14 protein-coding genes are annotated in these 14,266 nt (G+C 41.2%); all 14 read left to right on the top strand.

Features of this window, described 5'->3' with window-relative positions; translation table 11 throughout:
- Nucleotides 1-174 precede the first annotated feature (174 nt).
- The 14 genes from uxaC to BR30_RS0113115 all read left to right on the top strand — a co-directional run bounded on the left by uxaC (nucleotide 175) and on the right by BR30_RS0113115 (nucleotide 14,263).
- On the top strand, nucleotides 175-1,605 hold the full coding sequence (gene uxaC / locus BR30_RS0113180) for a glucuronate isomerase (RefSeq protein ID WP_026565421.1): 1,431 nt from the start codon (nucleotides 175-177) through the stop codon (nucleotides 1,603-1,605).
- A gap of 91 nt (nucleotides 1,606-1,696) precedes the next feature.
- Entirely contained in the window at nucleotides 1,697-2,695 is a 999-nt protein-coding gene (locus BR30_RS0113175) for a LacI family DNA-binding transcriptional regulator (RefSeq protein WP_026565420.1), read from the top strand.
- Between the two features lie 72 nt (nucleotides 2,696-2,767).
- Nucleotides 2,768-4,237, top strand: a complete 1,470-nt coding sequence (locus BR30_RS0113170) for a tagaturonate reductase (protein WP_026565419.1) — start codon at nucleotides 2,768-2,770, stop codon at nucleotides 4,235-4,237.
- Between the two features lie 19 nt (nucleotides 4,238-4,256).
- Entirely contained in the window at nucleotides 4,257-5,750 is a 1,494-nt protein-coding gene (locus BR30_RS0113165; RefSeq protein WP_026565418.1) for a UxaA family hydrolase, read from the top strand.
- A 105-nt stretch (nucleotides 5,751-5,855) separates the two neighbouring features.
- A complete protein-coding gene (gene kduI / locus BR30_RS0113160; RefSeq protein ID WP_026565417.1) occupies nucleotides 5,856-6,686 on the top strand; it encodes a 5-dehydro-4-deoxy-D-glucuronate isomerase in 831 nt (276 codons plus the stop codon).
- 55 nt (nucleotides 6,687-6,741) lie between these two features.
- Entirely contained in the window at nucleotides 6,742-7,524 is a 783-nt protein-coding gene (gene kduD / locus BR30_RS0113155; protein WP_026565416.1) for a 2-dehydro-3-deoxy-D-gluconate 5-dehydrogenase KduD, read from the top strand.
- 87 nt (nucleotides 7,525-7,611) lie between these two features.
- On the top strand, nucleotides 7,612-8,457 hold the full coding sequence (locus tag BR30_RS0113150; RefSeq protein ID WP_026565415.1) for a sugar phosphate isomerase/epimerase family protein: 846 nt from the start codon (nucleotides 7,612-7,614) through the stop codon (nucleotides 8,455-8,457).
- A gap of 206 nt (nucleotides 8,458-8,663) precedes the next feature.
- The gene (locus BR30_RS0113145) at nucleotides 8,664-9,017 is read left to right on the top strand and encodes a Na-translocating system protein MpsC family protein (RefSeq protein ID WP_026565414.1); all 354 of its coding nucleotides are present in this window, start codon (nucleotides 8,664-8,666) and stop codon (nucleotides 9,015-9,017) included.
- Between the two features lie 143 nt (nucleotides 9,018-9,160).
- Entirely contained in the window at nucleotides 9,161-10,198 is a 1,038-nt protein-coding gene (locus tag BR30_RS0113140) for a Nif3-like dinuclear metal center hexameric protein (RefSeq protein WP_026565413.1), read from the top strand.
- 14 nt (nucleotides 10,199-10,212) lie between these two features.
- Nucleotides 10,213-11,268: an ABC transporter substrate-binding protein gene (locus BR30_RS0113135; RefSeq protein ID WP_231507709.1), complete on the top strand. Its 1,056-nt coding sequence runs from the start codon at nucleotides 10,213-10,215 to the stop codon at nucleotides 11,266-11,268.
- 19 nt (nucleotides 11,269-11,287) lie between these two features.
- Nucleotides 11,288-12,064, top strand: a complete 777-nt coding sequence (locus tag BR30_RS0113130) for an ABC transporter ATP-binding protein (protein WP_051633612.1) — start codon at nucleotides 11,288-11,290, stop codon at nucleotides 12,062-12,064.
- A gap of 10 nt (nucleotides 12,065-12,074) precedes the next feature.
- Nucleotides 12,075-12,932, top strand: coding sequence for an ABC transporter permease (locus BR30_RS0113125; RefSeq protein ID WP_231507708.1), 858 nt, complete (start codon nucleotides 12,075-12,077; stop codon nucleotides 12,930-12,932).
- A 157-nt stretch (nucleotides 12,933-13,089) separates the two neighbouring features.
- The gene (locus tag BR30_RS33435; protein ID WP_051633607.1) at nucleotides 13,090-13,584 is read left to right on the top strand and encodes a MarR family winged helix-turn-helix transcriptional regulator; all 495 of its coding nucleotides are present in this window, start codon (nucleotides 13,090-13,092) and stop codon (nucleotides 13,582-13,584) included.
- A gap of 223 nt (nucleotides 13,585-13,807) precedes the next feature.
- Entirely contained in the window at nucleotides 13,808-14,263 is a 456-nt protein-coding gene (locus BR30_RS0113115; RefSeq protein WP_026565409.1) for a CBS domain-containing protein, read from the top strand.
- The last annotated feature ends 3 nt before the right edge of the window (nucleotides 14,264-14,266 follow it).

Raw genomic sequence — 14,266 nt, 5'->3', positions numbered from 1 at the left:
TACGTTGTAGTAACACGCAGAACAAAAATGGTTGCGGCGGGCGAACAGAAAACTATTTAGTTTCTTAAAAATGTTAACGTTATCATTTCTTATTTACATTTTTTACTTCATTTGTTAGACTGAATTTAGAGAAAAATGTTAACGTTAACAAATATCTAAAAGAAGGTGCTTAAAGTGGAAAAATTCATGGGTCCCAATTTTTTATTGAAAAATGAAACCGCTGTCTCTTTATATCATAATGTTGCGAAGGATATGCCGATTATTGATTATCATTGCCACTTAAGTCCAAAAGAAATCTATGAAAATAAGAGATTTAAAAATATAACAGAAGCATGGCTTTATGGTGATCATTATAAATGGCGGGCGATGAGGGCAAATGGGATACCCGAGGAGTATATTACCGGGGACGCCAGCGATTACGAGAAATTTTTGGCGTGGGCAAGAACTGTTCCAATGACAATTGGTAATCCGTTATATAACTGGACACATATAGAGTTACAACGATTTTTTGGCATCTATGATATCTTGAACGAAAAGAGTGCACCTTTAATCTGGGAAAAAACGAACGCTTTATTAAATGGGGAGGGCTTTACTGTCCGTGAATTAATCCTGAAGTCTAATGTACGAGTAATTTGTACAACAGACGATCCGGTCGACAGCTTGGAATACCATGCGCTGTTAAAGGAGGAGAAGGATTTCCCGGTTAGTGTTGTACCCGGATTCAGACCTGATAAGGGACTTGAAATAAACCGCGAAGGTTTTCTTGAGTGGGTTGAAAAACTTGAGGAAGCTTCCAACATTCAAATTAACACGTTTGAAGATTATCTGGCTGCATTTGAAGCCCGTGTACAGTTCTTTCATGAAGCAGGAGGCACTGTTTCTGATCATGCATTAGACTCCATGGTCTTTGAAGAAGCCGCCTTTGAGGAAGTGGCTCAAATTTTTGAACAAAGGTTATCTGGCAGTTTGGTTCCACTGGAAGCCGAAAAGAAATTTAAGACTTACACACTTACATTCCTTGGTAAGCAGTATGCAGAGTTGGGCTGGGCGATGCAATTCCATATTAATGCTCATCGGAATAACAATTCGAGAATGTTTCAGCAGCTGGGTCCTGATACCGGATATGATTCAATCAATGATGATCAAATTGCCAAACCATTGGTAAGGATTCTTGATTCCTTGGAGCAAGAAAATAAACTTCCCAAAACGATCCTTTATTCGTTAAATCCAACCGATAACTATGTGATTGCCAGCGTCATCAATAGTTTTCAAGATGGAAACACTCCCGGGAAAATCCAATTTGGTACAGCATGGTGGTTCAATGATACGAAGGATGGTATGCTTGACCAGATGAAGGCATTGTCTAATGTAGGTCTCTTCAGCAAGTTCATTGGAATGCTAACAGACTCGAGAAGCTTTTTATCTTATACAAGACATGAATATTTCCGCAGACTTGTATGTAACTTAATTGGAGAATGGGTCGAGAACGGTGAAGTCCCATATGATATTGAGCTGCTAAGCACAATTGTCCAAGGCATCTGCTATGACAATGCTAAAGACTATTTTAATTTTAAAATCACAGAACCAGCCGGAAGCCTAAATTAAACTATTAGGATGATTTTATGCTGAAGAGGCAGTAGTAAGGGAAAAAGGCCTTAATTAAATGGTTTGATGTTGAAAAAGGAAGGTTACAAAGATGGTTACCATAAAGGATATTGCTAAATTAGCCAATGTATCACATACAACGGTGTCGAGGGCACTTAACAACAGCCCGTTAATTAAAGAGCCGACAAAAAGAAAAATCCTTGAGATTGCCTCTCAACTGAATTATACTCCAAATTTTAATGCAAAAAGTCTGGTGATGCAGAAATCCTATACAATTGGATTATTTTTAACCAGCATCAGTAATGGTACATCTGCCAGTTTTCTTGCTGATACGATTAAGGGTGTCAATAGCATCATAACGCAGGATTATAACCTGTTCATTCGCGGAATTGATGACTATCAAGACTATTCCAGTGTTAATCCGCAGCGGTTTGATGGAATTATCCTTATGAGTCAAAGTGTCCAGGACAACTCCTTTATCTATCATGTATTACAAAAGGGAATCCCTCTCGTTGTCCTTAACAGAGAGGTTGAAGAAGATCAGCTCATCAATATTATAAGCAACGATACCGAAGGGTCACGCCAGGCAGTGGAATACCTGATTGAGAACGGTCATCGTGATATAGCGATTATCGAAGGAACCCCAAACTTCAAATCAGCCCAAAAGCGAAAAGAAGGATACCTGAAAGCCTTAATTGAGTACGGCATTCCCATAAAAAATGAGTATTCGGTTCATGGAAATTATGATATGGAAAGTGGATACCAGGCAATGGAAAGATTGTTGTCTTTGAGGCTTCCTCCGACTGCAGTATTTTGTTCAAATGATGATATGGCCATTGGGGCAATGAACGCAGTATTTGCGAAAGGATTAAAAGTTCCTGATGATATTTCCGTGTTTGGCTTTGATGATATTGGATTCTCACAATATACAACGCCAAGACTAACAACCGTAAAACGTCCTATAGAACAAATAAGCATTCATGGTGCAAAAAAAATGCTTTCGCTTATTCTCGGAGATGAGCAGGAGGCTGAAAAGATTCTCTTAAAAACCGAACTGATTATTAGAGATTCGGTAAAAAAAATGATATAAAGAACCCCCTTTATTTTTCGAAGGGGTATATCTAAAAATGTTCACGTGTGCATAATGTGAGGAGTGGGGACTATGCAAAAGTTAAATCGAAAGAATTATAAAGGATTCCGTACCTACCCTGAAAAGATTCTTCAATTTGGGGAAGGAAACTTTTTGAGAGGTTTTGTTGATTGGCAAGTTCAGATCCTGAACAAGAAAACCGGCTTCAATGGCAGTGTCGTAGTCGTTCAGCCAAGAGGCTCTGAAAAGATAGAGAGGTTAAACTGCCAGGAAGGATTATTCACGCTTTTTTTACAGGGGATCAAGGATGGCCGTCCTGTCAATGAACATATGGTGATTGATTCAATAAGCCGTGGCATCAATCTTTTTACAGATTATCAAGAGTATATAGAGCTCGCTGCAAAGGAGGACCTTCGTTTTATTATCAGCAATACAACAGAGGCTGGCATTGCTTATGTTCCAGAGGATAAATTGAAGGATCAGCCTCAGAAGAGTTTCCCCGGAAAATTGACTGCCTTTCTCTATCATCGATTCCAAGCTTTTTCCGGGGATCCGCAGCGCGGCTGTATCATTATTCCCTGTGAGTTGATTGAAAATAACGGGAGGGTGCTGAAGGAGGTTGTACTAAAGTATGCCCAAAACTGGAATCTTGGCAGCGGGTTTATTAATTGGATCGAGCAGGCCAATACGTTTTGTTCGAGTCTGGTTGATCGAATTGTTCCTGGATTTCCTTCCGATACCATTCATGAAAAAACGGCGGAGCTTGGCTATCAGGATGAATTAATGGTAGTAGGTGAACAGTACCATCTGTGGGTAATAGAAGGACCGGAATTTATAAAACACGAACTTCCTGTTCAGGGTACGGGTTTAAATACGTTTATTGTAAACGATTTAACTCCATTCCGTACTCGTAAAGTCAGGATTCTAAACGGAGCCCACACCGCGATGACACCTGTTGCTTATTTATCTGGAATAGATACCGTTGAAGAAGCAGTTAGTGACAAAGAAGTAGGATTATTTATTAGAGATCTGATAACCGAGGAAATTATCCCTACACTCGAAGGGGATGATGCGGAACTCCGGGTCTATGCCGAGGAAGTCTTAACCCGGTTTGCCAACCCATATATTAAGCATTATTTAATGAGTATTTCCTTAAATTCGGTGTCCAAGTTTATCACAAGAAATTTGCCTTCACTTATTGATTACATAAAGACGAATAACGACCTTCCAATCAGAATGGTTTTTGCTTTGAGCTGTCTTATTTTCTTTTACCGTGGAAAACGAGGCGAAGAAAACATCCATTTGCAGGATCGAACTGAAACAGTGCAATTCTTGCAATCTACTTGGGGCATGTATGAAAAGCAGGAAATAGAGTTGCACGAGCTAGCCGAAAGAGTACTAAGTGAACAGAAACTGTGGGAAATGGACCTAAATATGATTTCAAATTTAACTACTACGGTAACGAAACAGCTCCGTCATATCGAAGAAATGGGAGTAAGGAATGCGCTAAAAGAATTATCTAAAACATCAATAAATAAGTAAGTGGGGAGGGCTGGGATAGATGAGAGATTATCTTAAAATTCATAATAACGATAATATCATTCTAGCTTTAAAAGATTTACAGAAGGACCAACAGCTGGATGTGGACGGGGTAACGATTCAATTAAAAGAAGTGATTTACCGGGGACATAAGGTGGCCATTAAAGAGATAGTGGAAAATGAAGAAATCATCAAATACGGGTACCCGATTGGCCATGCCTTGACAAAGATTGCACCCGGCGAACTTATCCATACCCATAATACGAAAACCAATTTATCCGGTACCGAGGAATACCAGTACCATCCAGTTCAAACCGCAAATCCATATAAAGACGAAAAGAGGACCTTTAGGGGATACCGACGTGAAAATGGGTCAGTAGGGATTCGAAATGAACTTTGGATTGTTCCGACAGTAGGTTGTGTGAATGGAATTGCAGAAAAAATTATTAAACGATTCGAAAAATATGTGGGAGACAACAGCCCCTTTGATCATGTGCTCGTTTTAAAGCATAGTTATGGATGTTCCCAGCTGGGAGATGACCACGATAATACAAAACAAATTTTGGTGGATGCTGTCAACCATCCAAATGCAGGAGGAGTCCTTGTTTTAGGGCTTGGCTGTGAAAACAATGAACTCCCAGAATTTAAAAAAGCACTAGGAACGGTGGACGAAAATAGAGTTAAATTTCTAATCTCACAGGCGGTTACGGATGAAATTGAAGAAGGCTTTAAATTAGTAATGGAACTCTATGAAGCCGCAAAACAGGATAAAAGGGAGGATATCCCACTTTCAGAATTAAAAGTAGGTTTAAAATGCGGTGGTTCTGATGGTTTCTCTGGTATCACGGCTAATCCGCTGCTTGGCAGATTTTCTGATTACCTTATTGCCCAAGGCGGCACGACGGTTCTTACCGAAGTTCCGGAAATGTTTGGCGCAGAAAAAATTCTAATGGAACGTGCAGCAAATGAAGAGGTATTTCACAAGGTAGTCGATTTAATTAACGACTTTAAAGAATATTTCCTGCAGCATAATCAGCCAGTTTATGAGAACCCATCGCCTGGAAATAAGGCAGGCGGGATTACAACCCTTGAGGATAAATCACTTGGCTGCACGCAGAAGGCTGGCACGTCAACGGTTGTTGATGTTCTAAAGTACGGGGAGGTTCTGAAAACAAAAGGACTAAACCTTCTTAGCGCACCTGGAAATGATTTAATTGCTTCAACAGCGCTTGCTGCCGTAGGATGTCATATGGTCCTGTTTACAACAGGAAGGGGGACGCCGTTTGGAACCTTTGTACCGACTATGAAGATTTCTACCAATACGCAGATTTATGAGACAAAACCTCACTGGATCGATTTTAATGCCGGAACACTATTGGAAGATCATATTTCGGCGGACCAGGTCCTGAATAATTTTGTTGATTATATTGTCAATGTGGCAAGTGGTGAAATGGTGAATAACGAAAAGAATGACTTCCGTGAAATCTCCATTTTTAAAAGCGGTGTGACATTATAAAACTGTGTTGTTTTTACTCTCTAAGTTTATTTTCTAAGGAGCAGTCATGAAAAACTAGGATCTTAAATTTTCTTAAATAAATTGATGGTAAAGGAGAAATAGAAGATGGAAACACGTTACGCAATTCATCCGGAAGATATGAAAAAATATACAACGGAAGAGTTAAGAAGAGAATATCTAGTAGAAACCCTTTTTGATCCAGGACGGGTTCACTTAACCTATACTCACAATGACCGCATGATTTTCGGAGGGGTCACTCCGGCAGATGACAAATTGACAATCAAACTGGATAAAGAATTGGGCGTTGAATATTTCCTTGAGCGCCGCGAACTTGGAATCATTAACATTGGCGGGGATGGGACTGTCATCCTTGATGGGGAAGTATATGACATGAAGGCTCGAGACGGATTGTACGTTGGAAAGGGAACCAGAGAAGTACTGTTCAGTTCAAAGGATGCCAGCAATCCAGCTAAATTCTACATTAATTCTACCCCGGCTCAACATTCGTATCCTACGGTTAAAATCGATATCAATGAAATTGTGCCTCTTGAAACAGGTGAACCTGGTACTTTAAACGAGCGTAAAATTTATCAATATGTTCATCCAAATGTATGCGAAAGCTGCCAGCTTCAAATGGGTTTGACGATGCTATCCCCGGGCAGTGTATGGAATACCATGCCATGCCATACGCATGAACGCCGTATGGAAGTATATCTATATTTCGATATGGAACCAGAAACACGCGTCTTTCACTTTATGGGTAAACCGGACCAAACAAGGCATTTAATCCTGAAAAACGAGCAGGCGGTCATCTCTCCAAGCTGGTCTATACATACTGGGACAGCCACAAGCAACTACACATTCATTTGGGGTATGTGCGGAGAGAACATCACTTATACTGACATGGATTTTGTAAAAATGGAAGATTTGAGATAACGTTTCACTTTCATGGGAACATAATTTGAAGGAATAAAAAGCGGAGGGTAACAGAATGTCTAATGCGCTTAATGCTTTTTCACTAGATTTTTTCAGCCTGAAAGGAAAAGCAGCCATCGTAACTGGGGCCAATAAGGGTCTTGGGCAAGCGTATGCTGCTGCACTAGCCAAGGCAGGGGCTGATGTTTTTGTAGTCGCACGAAGCGGGGATTGGCAGGAAACAAAGGAACTGATTGAAGAAACCGGGCAGCGCGCTGTATTTTTCCAAGCAGACTTAAGTGACAGGACAAAGGTGAAACAGGTAGTTGCAGAATGCCTTAAAGTATTCGGAAAAATTGATATCCTGGTCAATAATGCGGGTACCATCCGCAGGGCTCCGCTGCTGGAGTACAAAGAGGAAGATTGGGATGACGTCATGGAAATCAATCTTAATTCTTTGTACCTCCTCAGTCAGGAGGCAGGCAAGGTTATGGTCGAACAAAAATCAGGAAAGATCATCAATATTGCTTCCATGCTTTCATTCCAGGGTGGTAAATTTGTTCCACCTTATACGGCCAGCAAGCATGCTGTAGCCGGACTTACCAAGGCGTTTGCCAATGAATTGGCCGAGAATAATATTCAAATTAATGCCATCGCACCAGGCTATATTGCAACAGATAATACTGCACCAATTCGTGCGGACGAAAAACGCAATGCGGAAATTCTTTCCCGGATACCGGCCGGTCGTTGGGCTAGCCCTGCAGATTTGATGGGGGTTGTGGTCTTCTTGGCTAGTGAGGCCTCTAACTATATGAACGGACATGTGTTAGCCGTTGATGGAGGCTGGCTTGCCAGATAAACTCGGCAATCGCCAAAATAAAAATCAAAAAGCCGTACCAGCCTTTTTTGGTACGGCATCTTTATAGAACGAGAGTGGTGTATTCAAATGAATTTAGGGATTAGAGCCCATGATATCGAATCAAAATCGTTAGAAAAGATGGTAAATGATATATCCGTAAAAGGATTGACGAGTGTTCAACTTGCTTTAAACAAGTCCTTGCCGGCGTATTATCCTGGATTAGGCAGTCTATCGCCAGGTCTTGCCCGCCATATTGGAGGCGCCTTTTCAGGCAAAGGACTTCAGATTGCCGTTTTGGGCTGTTATTTTAATATGATTCATCCAGACCCAATAGAGAGAAGAAAAGGGATGGATTGTTTCAAAGAGCATCTAAGATTTGCAAGAGATTTTGGCTGCAGCATAGTTGGAACAGAAACAGGAAACGTCAATGCGGAGATTGTTTACACAGTAGAAAATTTTAATGAAAAGCCTTTTATGGAGGTAGTTGAAAGTGTTTCAGAACTTGTAAAAGAGGCTGAAAAATTTGGTGTCATTGTAGGAATCGAAGCGGGAGTGAATCACCCTATCTATTCTGTCCAAACCTTGAAGCGTCTAATTGATAAAATTGACTCTCATAATCTCCAAGTAATTTTTGATCCGTACAATCTTTTGACCTTTGATAACTATATGAATCAGGAAGAAATTTTTGAAGAGGCATTTGAATTATTGGGAGACAGAATGGTTATATGCCATGCCAAGGATTTTATTGTTAAGGGGAGCTCACTAAAACAAGTTCCAGTAGGACAGGGTTTGTTAAATTACGATAAGTTATTTAGCTTAATTAGGAAAACAAAACCATTTATAGATATCTTGATAGAAGGAACCAAAGAACCGTTTATTGATGAGAGCATTATGTATTTGAGAGGGAAATATTCAAAGGCACATGCCTTTTAAAGGCCGAGAAAGTAGAATATCTAAAAAGCCTACGGTCACATAATGGAAGGTGCGTTAAAGCTTTACTTCACCGGGGGACTGACCCCAATGAAGTGTTTGTAAATATTTTAATATTAAGAATATTGACAATAGTTTTTATCCAATGTATATTATGAATATGTACAACCTTTCTATGATGAATAGTAAACATAAATAGAGGTGAAAGGATGAAGCTGCAGCTCTCCGCTAACCAATTGAAACTTGAAATTATTAAAATCTACAACACGGTGAATCAAGAGCTGTTTGGAATCGGGATCAAATCACAACGGATTGAATTGATGGGGGACAAGGTATTTATTTATGCCCTACATAAACGGATCCCCGCTTTAAAAGTATTGGATGAATCACAGCGATTATTGACAAGAGCAGTCGATTCTTCGATCATCGATGCTTACAAAGAAATACTAGCTTCAAAGATCGAAGAAACTCTAAGTCTTCCGATCCATGTTATCTTTAAGGACTATGATCCACGTACAGAACAGGCGTTGACGGTCATTATCTTTAAGGAACCGATCGAATAAAACAGAACGATTAGCAGGTTTAGAGCCCATTTTTGAGAGGCTTTCAAACCGCTTATCATGAAACGAACTAAAGCTTACTGCTTTGGTGTGTTTTCATGGTAAGCGGTTTTTATTTTTTTATAAACGTTATAGGAGGGAAGAAAATGATAAATATGCAGAGTGAGTGTACCATCCATGATGTGTTGCAAGCCTTGAATGTCATTACCAAAGGGCGGATGGTAATGGATTGGAATGAAATTGCCAAAGGAAGCAATCCATTTGTATTGATGAAGACGTCCAATATCCCTGGAAAAAGCGTAGTTGAAATCCCAGGACTTGTGTATGGCGATATGAATGCTCCAGTAAAAAAAATCGGAGTGGCCATGACCATGACGGAATGTGGAATTGAATTAGCGTCGGGGATGGGGCTTGATCTACTGGTCGTCCATCATCCGGTTGCGGATGCGGCCAATTCTGGCGGGGTTCCCTTCGCCCAGTACTTACCCCTTTACAATCTATCCGTCATTGAACTGCATGAAGCCTTTCATGGGCTGCATCCCGGATTAGCCTATCTGCATGGACATCAGAAGCTCAAAACTGATACTAGCTTTGGAGGAATTCATGGGAATGTCTTGCACAAAGGAATTGCCTTGGAAGAAATCCAAACAGCAGGAGATATTCTGAAGCGGCTCGATGGATACATCGGACGCCAGTTTGATTCCACTTTATTAAAATCCGAGCAAGAAATCCGCTCCACTGATTTTCTGGAAGAGGCGACATTAGCCAATCCAGCGGGGATTCTGAATGGAAAGGAGGACACTCCTGTCAAGCATATCCTTCACTTTTTCCCGCATACCGGGTTTACCGTCGAACATCTTCACCAAGCTCTTGACCTGTATCCGGAAACCGATACGATCATTGCAAGCATCAGCCGAGTACGGGAAGATCATCCATTGGTCTTGGAAGCGAAACGCCTGGGGCTGACCTTTATTATCGGAAATCCACACTCAGTAGAAATCTTAGAAAATGGCCTACCTCTAGCATATGCCCTGGAATATTTGCTGCCTGAAATCGAGATTTATGTTCTGCGAGAGCGGGTTACCGCGATGCCGCTTGCCTACGCCGGACATCAGGAGATTCAGAATTATGGAAAGGATATGGCATTAAATTATTTAGTTTCTAAGAAATCAATCAAAATTTAAGGGGGAAGTAAACGATGAGCAAAAAGAAAAAAATCACAGGATTCATGATGGCCTGTTTTACCGCACTCTCGTTGATGTTAACCGGCTGTGGGAATTCCGCACAAACCACAAGCTCAAAAGAGGGTACTGTCCCAAAACAAAATGGGGATAAACTTACACAGGTTCGTTTTTCAGAAGTCATCCGTTCCATCTTTTATGCCCCACATTATATTGCCATGGAGAAAGGATTTTTCCGTGACGAGGGTCTAGAAGTTGTTATGACGACTTCCCAAGGCTCGGACAAAGGGGCGGCAGCCTTACTGTCCGGAACGGCAGATGTTTCGCTGGTTGGTCCTGAGTCGGCTGTGTTTATCTTTAATCAGCACGGGAAACAGTCCTTAAAGGTGTTTTATCAGCTGACGGCAACGGATGGCTCCTTCTTATTGGCACGAAACCCTAAGAGCCCGTTTCAATGGAGCGATTTAAATGGCCAAGCCGTGGTGAGCTGGAGGCCGGGAAGTTCGCCGGAGATGGTGATGTCTCAAGTACTTAAGAAGAATCAAGTCGGGAAGTCAAAACTAATCACCAATATTGCCTCCCCTGCCATGGTTGGTGCCTTCCAAAGCGGTAAAGGGGAGTACATCCAAGTATTCGAACCTCTTGCTTCTATGCTGGAGCAATCAGGTAAGGCCAAATTAGTCGCATCCATGGGGGAAGCGTACGGGTCTTATCCGGAGACATCGTATGTGGCAACCAATGAATTTATGAAGAAGAATCCTGAAATTTTACAAAAGTGGTCGAATGCCGTTTACAAGGCTACCCTATGGCTGAATGAACATTCTGCTGAGGAAGCAGCTGCCGCTCTTGAGCCATATTTCGAAGGAACATCCAAAGAGTTAATCCAAAAATCAGTGGAACGATATGCCAAGCAAAATTCATGGGCTAAGAACCCTGTTTTGGACCAGGCTCAATTGGATAAACTCCAGGACACACTGGTTGAAAGCGGGGTACTGCCGTCAGATCAAAAGGTCAAGCATGGAGATATAGTTGAGACAACCTTTGCAGAGAAAGCTGTACAAAAAGGAAATTAAGGGGAAGGAGCTGAAAGTAATGACGCAAATCGAACTGCAGGACGTATCCTTGCATTACTTTACACCAAAAGAGGAGACAAAGGCTCTGCAACATATCAATCTCTCGATCCAGGAGGGAGAGTTCATCAGCATTGTCGGTCCGAGCGGCTGTGGGAAAAGCACTTTGCTTTCCCTCATTTCGGGGATGATTATACCGACAGAAGGAGAGGTCAGGCTTTTCGGTGAAAAAGTGAAGGAGCCGTCCAAGCGAATCGGGTATATGCTGCAGCATGATCACTTATTTGAATGGAGAGATATTTTGAACAATGTCCTAGTTGGGGCTGAAATCCGCGGAATGGATCGACATGAAGCGAAGGAACGTGCCCTGGATCTCTTGCACCGCTATGGCTTGGGAGAATTTGTCCATCACAGTCCGAAACAGCTTTCTGGGGGAATGCGGCAACGAGTCGCATTAATACGAACCTTAGTTGTGATGCCGGAGATCTTGTTGTTAGATGAACCATTTTCTGCGTTAGACTATCAAACCCGTTTGAATTTATCGGATGAAATTTCCTCCATCCTACGCGAGCAAGGGAAAACGGCCATCTTAGTCACCCATGATATCTCCGAGGCCATCTCGATGGCTGATCGAGTCATCGTGATGTCCCGAAGACCAAGTACCATTCAGTCCGACTATCGAATTGAATTTTCCAATGAACACGGAAGGCCTTCTCCTTTTGAGACGAGGGAGACCCCAGAATACCATTCATACTTTAATACCATTTGGAGGGAGTTGGAAGAAAATGTCCGTACCTAACCCTAAAATATTGCCAGCTTCAAGCGATGTCGCAACGGAACCTTTCATTCAGCGGGTACCAAACGAAAAATCGCCCAGCGTTCAATATTCATCCTATTTACGTAAGCAGCGGAATCGAAGCCTATCAATCCGCATGGCACAATGGCTAGTGCTCATCGTGTTTTTAGGAGTTTGGGAATTAGCGGCAAACATGAGTTGGATTGACACCATGTTAACAAGTAAACCTTCCCAAATTTTTGCTTCTTTTAAAGACTTGTTAATCAAAGGCGAGATCCTGCATCACACGTGGATTACCTCGAAGGAAACTATCTTAGGTTTCATCGTATCTATGGTAATAGGAACCCTCCTAGCCATCCTGCTATGGAGTTCCCGTTTTCTTTCCGAAGTGGTCGAGCCTTATATTGTCGTGCTGAACGCTTTACCGAAAGTTGCACTTGGTCCCATTTTCTACATCTGGCTCGGAGACCAGCTATCAATCTATGGAATGGCGATTGCTATCTCAATCATCGTCACCGTTATCATGATCCACTCCGGCTTCCAGGAGATCTCGAAAGGCAAAATGAAGCTGATGGAGTCCTTTGGCGCTACACGCTGGCAAATGTTGAAGATGGTCGTTCTTCCAGCCAGCATCCCCAATTTTGTGGCGACGATGAAAGTGAATGTCGGGCTTACCCTTGTTGGAGTAATTATGGGTGAATTCCTCTCTTCCAAAGCGGGTTTAGGCTTCCTCATTACATACGGAGGCCAAGTGTTCCAAATGAATCTAGTGATGACCAGTATTACCATTTTGGCTATTCTTTCCGTCGTGATGTACTGGTTAGTAAATATGGCCGGCAAAAAATTGCAGAAAATCTACCATTTTGATTAAACTAAGATAATAAGCGGTAGATGTATACTATTTCTCCAATGAAATTTTTCTGAGCAAACTTTACAACTTTTACATGTTGCTACCATATTAACGCGTTGACAAAGAATAATAAGCCACCTTATAATTAGGTGGCTTATTATTATGCAGGGGTGATACATTGAACAACAATATAAATCCAAATGTAACAATGAACCCTTTTATTGGGGATCGTCACTTTGAAGTATTAATTCAAATATTGGGAGTGGCAAGAGAGTTGGAATATGAGGTGACTTCCAAGTTATCGTATTTCGGATTGTCCAATGGAAAATTAAAAGTTCTAATATCCGTACTAAACCATGAACGTCCTCTTAACCCTTCAGAGTTAGCTGATGAAACAGGAGTAACCAGGTCCACGATGACGGGTTTACTAGATGGTCTGGAAAAGGATGGTTTTATTAGAAGGGATATTCTCGATGACCGGAGAAAAACAGCCATTTATTTAACTGAAAAAGGAAGTAGCGTTTTGAACACATTATCGCCCTTATATAGTAACCATGTTACAAATATTTTCTCAAAGACAACCGAAGAAGAACAACAGCTCTTGGTGAATTTGCTAGTAAAAATTAAAGATGGCTTACACGAGGCAAAAAAACATAATATTTTCCCGACATAATGAATCTCTTGGATACGGTTTGCATGGAAAAAAGTATCATGGGGCCGTATATTCTGATAGTTCGGTGCCGTATTAATTGTACGGTTCCAACTAAACTTTTTCAGCAGGTTTTTATGTAGGGTATTGTTAAGAAATGAAGGTAATAAATCCACTTTAAAGAAAGGCCAACTAGTTACGGGTTAATGTGCAATAATTCACTAAACTTTGCATAGGAGAATAAATAATGAAAGCATATGAGATCATGATTCAACAAGTCTATAAAGTAAAGGAAAACGAATCAGTGCAATCGGTCATCGAGAAATTCATTACTTATGGTATCAGCGGACTTCCTGTGGTCAATGACAGAAATGAAATAGTTGGGTATGTGAGTGATGGTGATATCATGCGATATATTGGCAAGCATGAGGATCGATTTTTTGATACTTTTTCCTATAGCTTCACTATCCAGGGGGATGATGAGGAATTCGACGAAAGAGTACAAAGATTGCTAAATAAGAATGTTCTTGAAATTGCTAAAAGAAAAGTTCACAAAGTTTCATGGAATGAAGAAATAGAAAATATTGCAGCCCTCTTAGGAAAAAGACAAATTAAAAAGCTGCCGGTAGAACGAAACGGGGTGTTGGTTGGGATCATTAGCCGAGGGGATGTCATTCGGCATTCATTTAAAGCTATTATTTAGGAT

This window comes from Bacillus sp. UNC41MFS5 (assembly GCF_000686805.1).
Note: the sequence above shows the minus strand (reverse complement) of the source record. Positions and strands in the feature narration are given on the sequence as shown.

Excerpts from the sequence above, each read along its gene's own strand:
- BR30_RS0113175 (WP_026565420.1), top strand. The coding sequence starts at position 1,697 with ATGGTTACCATAAAGGATATTGCTAAATTAGCCAATGTATCACATACA.
- BR30_RS0113135 (WP_231507709.1), top strand. The coding sequence starts at position 10,213 with ATGAGCAAAAAGAAAAAAATCACAGGATTCATGATGGCCTGTTTTACC.
- kduD (WP_026565416.1), top strand. The coding sequence starts at position 6,742 with ATGTCTAATGCGCTTAATGCTTTTTCACTAGATTTTTTCAGCCTGAAA.
- BR30_RS0113165 (WP_026565418.1), top strand. The coding sequence starts at position 4,257 with ATGAGAGATTATCTTAAAATTCATAATAACGATAATATCATTCTAGCT.
- BR30_RS0113140 (WP_026565413.1), top strand. The coding sequence starts at position 9,161 with ATGATAAATATGCAGAGTGAGTGTACCATCCATGATGTGTTGCAAGCC.
- BR30_RS0113145 (WP_026565414.1), top strand. The coding sequence starts at position 8,664 with ATGAAGCTGCAGCTCTCCGCTAACCAATTGAAACTTGAAATTATTAAA.
- BR30_RS0113130 (WP_051633612.1), top strand. The coding sequence starts at position 11,288 with ATGACGCAAATCGAACTGCAGGACGTATCCTTGCATTACTTTACACCA.
- BR30_RS0113115 (WP_026565409.1), top strand. The coding sequence starts at position 13,808 with ATGAAAGCATATGAGATCATGATTCAACAAGTCTATAAAGTAAAGGAA.
- kduI (WP_026565417.1), top strand. The coding sequence starts at position 5,856 with ATGGAAACACGTTACGCAATTCATCCGGAAGATATGAAAAAATATACA.
- BR30_RS0113170 (WP_026565419.1), top strand. The coding sequence starts at position 2,768 with ATGCAAAAGTTAAATCGAAAGAATTATAAAGGATTCCGTACCTACCCT.
- BR30_RS0113150 (WP_026565415.1), top strand. The coding sequence starts at position 7,612 with ATGAATTTAGGGATTAGAGCCCATGATATCGAATCAAAATCGTTAGAA.